At 67.9% G+C, this 4,497-nt stretch carries 5 protein-coding genes; 2 read left to right on the top strand and 3 right to left on the bottom strand.

The annotated features are described in order from the left end of the window. The 3 genes from AAHM41_RS39140 to groL form a co-directional block, all read right to left on the bottom strand. A partial coding sequence (locus AAHM41_RS39140; protein WP_342242050.1) for a CoA-binding protein occupies nt 1-747 on the bottom strand: 747 nt, incomplete at its 3' end. A gap of 619 nt (nt 748-1,366) precedes the next feature. Further along, complete coding sequence (locus AAHM41_RS39135; protein WP_342242049.1) at nt 1,367-2,086, bottom strand: CBS domain-containing protein; 720 nt, start codon at nt 2,084-2,086, stop codon at nt 1,367-1,369. Nucleotides 2,087-2,172: 86 nt separating this feature from the next. Next, entirely contained in the window at nt 2,173-3,801 is a 1,629-nt protein-coding gene (gene groL, locus AAHM41_RS39130; protein ID WP_342242048.1) for a chaperonin GroEL, read from the bottom strand. 184 nt (nt 3,802-3,985) lie between these two features. Here groL and AAHM41_RS39125 point away from each other — a divergent pair, with 184 nt between their 5' ends. Both AAHM41_RS39125 and AAHM41_RS39120 read left to right on the top strand, forming a co-directional pair. Beyond that, on the top strand, nt 3,986-4,141 hold the full coding sequence (locus tag AAHM41_RS39125) for a hypothetical protein (RefSeq protein ID WP_342242047.1): 156 nt from the start codon (nt 3,986-3,988) through the stop codon (nt 4,139-4,141). Between the two features lie 19 nt (nt 4,142-4,160). Continuing rightward, on the top strand, nt 4,161-4,313 hold the full coding sequence (locus tag AAHM41_RS39120) for a hypothetical protein (RefSeq protein WP_342242046.1): 153 nt from the start codon (nt 4,161-4,163) through the stop codon (nt 4,311-4,313). Nucleotides 4,314-4,497: the final 184 nt, after the last annotated feature.

The raw sequence follows: 4,497 nt of genomic DNA, 5'->3' as shown, positions 1-4,497 counted from the left end.
GTCGGTGCGGCCACCCTTGATCACCACCACAGGCTTGGTCCGGGCCGCGATGCGGGCAGCCGACATGAATTTCCGGGCATGGGTCACGGCCTCGACATAGAGCAGGATCGCCCGGGTGCGGCGGTCGGCGGCCAGCCAGTCCAGCATGTCGCCGAAATCGACATCGGCCATGTCGCCCAGCGAGACGACGTGGCTGAAGCCGATGCCCCGATGGGTCGCCCAGTCCAGCACCGCTGTTGCGATGGCGCCGGACTGGCTGACGAAGGCGAGGTCGCCCGGCAATGGCGCGATATGGGCGAAGCTGGCGTTGACGCCGTGATGCGGCGCCATCAGACCCAGGCAATTGGGGCCGAGGACGCGCAGCAGGTGCGGCCGGGCCGCATCCAGCATCGCCTGGCGCAATGCCGTGCCGTCGGCTTGGCCGTCGCCTTCGCCGAAGCCGGCGCTGACGACGACGGCGGCGCGGGTACCACAGGCGCCGAGCTCGGCGATCAGGCCGGGCACGGTAGCACGCGGGGTGGCAATCACCGCCAGGTCCGGGGTGACAGGCAGTTCGGCGACCGACCTATAGGCCAGGGTACTGCCGATCGACTGTGCCTTCGGATTGACCGGCATCACCGGTCCGTCGAAGCCGCCGGCAAAGAGGTTGCGGGCCAAGACCGCCCCGACCGAGCCGGCACGCCGGCTGGCCCCGATCACGGCGATCGAGCCCGGGCGGAACAGGGCGTCCAGGTTGCGGACCGACATCGTATCCTCTCATCCGTTGCCGTGCCGGGGCGGATCTCCGAGCGAGCCCCGGAAGGTCGCTGGCTGGATCCTCATGAGCTCTCCCAAGGCCCGCCTTGAGACAGATCAAGAGCCTCGGCGGAAGTGCCGTTTTGGTCTGCCCCATGGAGGCATGATCGCGATCATCCCGCCGCTTCTCGGGACAGCCGTCGCTTGGCGATTTCCACGATCGCCAGATAGGTCGGCACGGCCATCACCAGGAACAGGTAGAAGGCCGAAGGCAACGGCGTCATGCCGAGCAAGGCGCTCGCCCCCGTGAACGGCAGGAGGATCGCAAGGCCGGCGACGCCAAGAGACAGCGCCGCAAGCAGCGGATGCGGTCGGCTCGCCCAAAGGCGCGCCGCGGGTCCGGATTACGAAGATCACCAGCACCTGGGTGAGCAGGGACTCGACGCACCAGCACCACGGATGCGCGCCGATGCGCCAGGACGTCGTTCCGGCCCCAGCGCCGCCGGGCGGCCGACGCTTGGGCGGAGCTCAGCCCGCTGGATGCGGCACCAGCGCGCTCAAGCGATCCTTCGACCGGGCAGGACCAGTCCTCGGCGCCTTCCAGCGTGTGCGTGGCCCGGCGTCGACGTGGTCAGAGCCGCCGTTCGAGCACGGGGTCGAGCACCGTGCCGGTGAAGGGCTCGAGCAGGACCATGTCATCCTTCACGGCCTTGACCCCAGGCACGTTCTCCACCGCCACGCGCAGCGCGTCGCGAACCCACTCGTCGGTGATGACACCGCCGAGCGTGACCTCGCCGTCCTTCACATCGACCCTCATCCCGTCGACCCGGGCCCAGAGCTGCTCGCTCAGCTCGGCGAAGATCCGCTCGCGGATCGCCTTGTCGTCATGGCCGCTTTCGGCGCGGACATCCAGCAGGTCGCCCAAAAGACGCAGCAGGTTGGCGCGCGTGACGATGCCGACCAGCTTGGTGCCGCATAGAACCGGCACGCGCTTGATCCGTCGGCCGATCATCAGCTCCACGATTTCCTCCAACGGCGCATCCTCGGAGACCGAGATCACGTCCCGGGTCATCACGTCGGCGACGTTGCGGCTGTGCGACTGGACGTATTCGCGCGCCAGCCGATCGGTGCCAGTGAAGAAGGCGAGCCAGTCGGGCCGGCGCTTCTCGGTGCGCATCTCGGTCCGGCGCAGCAGGTCGCCTTCGGTGATCATGCCGACGAGGTCGCCCTCCTCGTCGACGACAGGCAGGCCGCTGATCCCGCGCCCGAGCATGATCCGGATCGCGGCCAGGATCGGCAGATCCGAGCGCACGGTCACGGGCTTTCTGGTCATGACATCGACGGCGTTCATCGAACATCTCCTCCACAGTGTGGGGGGATCATGGCCGGTCTTGCCGCCCGCAGCCTTGATCCTGGTCAAATCCGTGACGGCGCGTCCTACACGTCCATCGCCATGTCGACGGGCTGCTTCGCCTCTGCCCTCGCCTCGGGGACCTCGGTCATGGTCGCCTCGGTCAAGAGGAGCGTGCTCGCGACCGACACGGCATTCTCCAGCGCGACCCGGACCACCTTGGTCGGATCCACGATCCCGGCTTCGATCAGGTCGACATAGATCTTCCGGGCCGCATCGAACCCCATCGCCCCGTCACCGCTGCGCATGCGCTCGACCACCACGCCGCCTTCGACCGCTGAATTCTCCGCGATCTGGCGCGCCGGCGCCTCGAGTGCCCGCTTCAGAATCTGGGCGCCGGTCCGTTCGTCGCCCTCGAGCGTCTCCTCGACCTCGGCGACCGCGTCGATGCAGCGCAGGAGCGCGAGGCCGCCGCCCGGCACGATGCCTTCGGCCACCGCCGCCTTGGTGGAGCTGATCGCGTCGTCCAGCGCCTCCTTCCGCGCCTTCATCTCGGCCTCGGAGGGTGCCCCGACGCGGATCACGGCGACGCCGCCGGACAGCTTCGCCAAGCGCTCCTGGAGCTTCTCCCGGTCGTAGTCCGAGGTGGTGTCGGCGATCTGCTGCCGGATCTGCTTCATGCGGGCCTCGATATCCTCCTTGCGGCCACCGCCGCTGACGATCGTCGTGTGCTCGCCGGTGATGATCACCCGCTTGGCCCGCCCGAGCCGGTCGAGACCCACATTCTCGAGCTTGATCCCGAGCTCTTCGGAGACCACTTGGCCGCCCGTCAGCACCGCGATGTCCTCGAGCATCGCCTTTCGCCGGTCGCCGAAGCCAGGCGCCTTGACCGCGGCCACCCTGAGGCCGCCGCGGATCTTGTTGACGACGAGCGTTGCCAGGGCCTCTCCTTCGACATCCTCGGCGATGATCACCAGGGGGCGCCCCGACTGGACCACGGCCTCGAGCAGGGGCAGAAGGCCCTGCAGATTGCCCAGCCGCTTCTCATGCAGCAGGATGAAGACGTCCTCGAGCTCGGCCGAGAGCTTCTCCGCATTGGTCATGAAGTAGGGCGAGATATAGCCGCGGTCGAACCGCAAGCCCTCGACCACATCGAGAGTGGTCTCGGTGGTCTTCGACTCCTCGACCGTGATGACCCCCTCCCCTCCCACCTTCTCCATCGCGTCGGCCACAAGCCCGCCGATCACCGGATCGTTGTGCGCGGAGATGGTCGCGACCTGCTCCTTCTCCCTGCGTGCGGCGACCGGGACCGACATCGCCGACAGCGCCTGGATGGCGGCCTTCGCCGCCGTGTCCAGCCCCCGCTTGATGTCGATCGCACTGGCGCCGGCAACCACGTTCCGCAGCCCGTCGGCGAACAACGCATGCGCGAGTATGGTCGCGGTGCTGGTGCCGTCGCCCACGGCCTCGCCCGTCTTCTCGGCCGCCTGCCGCAGCATCTGCGCCCCGAGATTCTCCTCGGGCTCCTTGAGCTCGAATTCCTTGGCGATGGTCACACCGTCATTGCAGATGACGGGCGTTCCCCAATGCTTCTGGATCAGCACGGATTTTGACTTCGGCCCCAGCGTGACCCGCACGGCGTCGGCCAGCTGGGTGACACCGTGCAGAATCTTCTCCCGCGCCGCCGACCGGAACAGAACCCGCTTGTAGGTCATCGCCACGTTCCTTTTTCCTGCGGTCACCCGGCTCCGCCGGGCGGCCTTCGATTCGCAATAATGAAGGCGACGGTCCCACCACGGCCTTGATCCGGATCAAGTCGCGGATCTCGGACGTCTTGACCTGGATCAAGGTCCGACCGTGCCGGTCGCGGCAGCATGGCCAACGACACGGGAGGTGGACATGTCGCTGCCAATTCGCCTTGTGCTGGCCGTCGCGGGCGCGATCGCCGCGGTCTTCGTCGCCCGGGATGTGCCGAATTTCGGCGTGCTCCAGGCCTTCATCGGCATGCTCCTGATCGTCGCGGTGGTCGGCCTCCTCGCCTGGCTGCGGCGCTGACCGGCGCGGAGTAGGCGGCGTGTGGATCATCTGGGCCCTGACGATCGCCCTTTTCCTCCCCTTCGGCCTCGTCGTCGCGACCTGGCTGGAGCCGGAAACGGACGACCTTGCCGCCCCGGTTCATCGCCGCCCTTCGCTGCGACGAGCCGACGGCCAGCCGCCGCCTCCCTGATATCGCCTGTACCCGCCATCGACGGCTTCCGGAGGAGTTATCCATGGGTCGTTCATTCCCCGCCTCGGCGGTCTCGACCGTGGCCGGAGGCCCGGCCCAAGACCAAGGCAGGCCCCCCACGGACTGCCATGTCCGCTGGTTCGAAACCATCGACCTCGACGACGTCCCCCTGGTCGGAGGCAAA

The organism is Inquilinus sp. OTU3971, assembly GCF_038440215.1.
Note: the sequence above shows the minus strand (reverse complement) of the source record. Positions and strands in the feature narration are given on the sequence as shown.

Coding starts and splice junctions, on each gene's coding strand:
- AAHM41_RS39135 (WP_342242049.1), bottom strand. CDS start 2,086: ATGAACGCCGTCGATGTCATGACCAGAAAGCCCGTGACCGTGCGCTCG.
- AAHM41_RS39125 (WP_342242047.1), top strand. CDS start 3,986: ATGTCGCTGCCAATTCGCCTTGTGCTGGCCGTCGCGGGCGCGATCGCC.
- groL (WP_342242048.1), bottom strand. CDS start 3,801: ATGACCTACAAGCGGGTTCTGTTCCGGTCGGCGGCGCGGGAGAAGATT.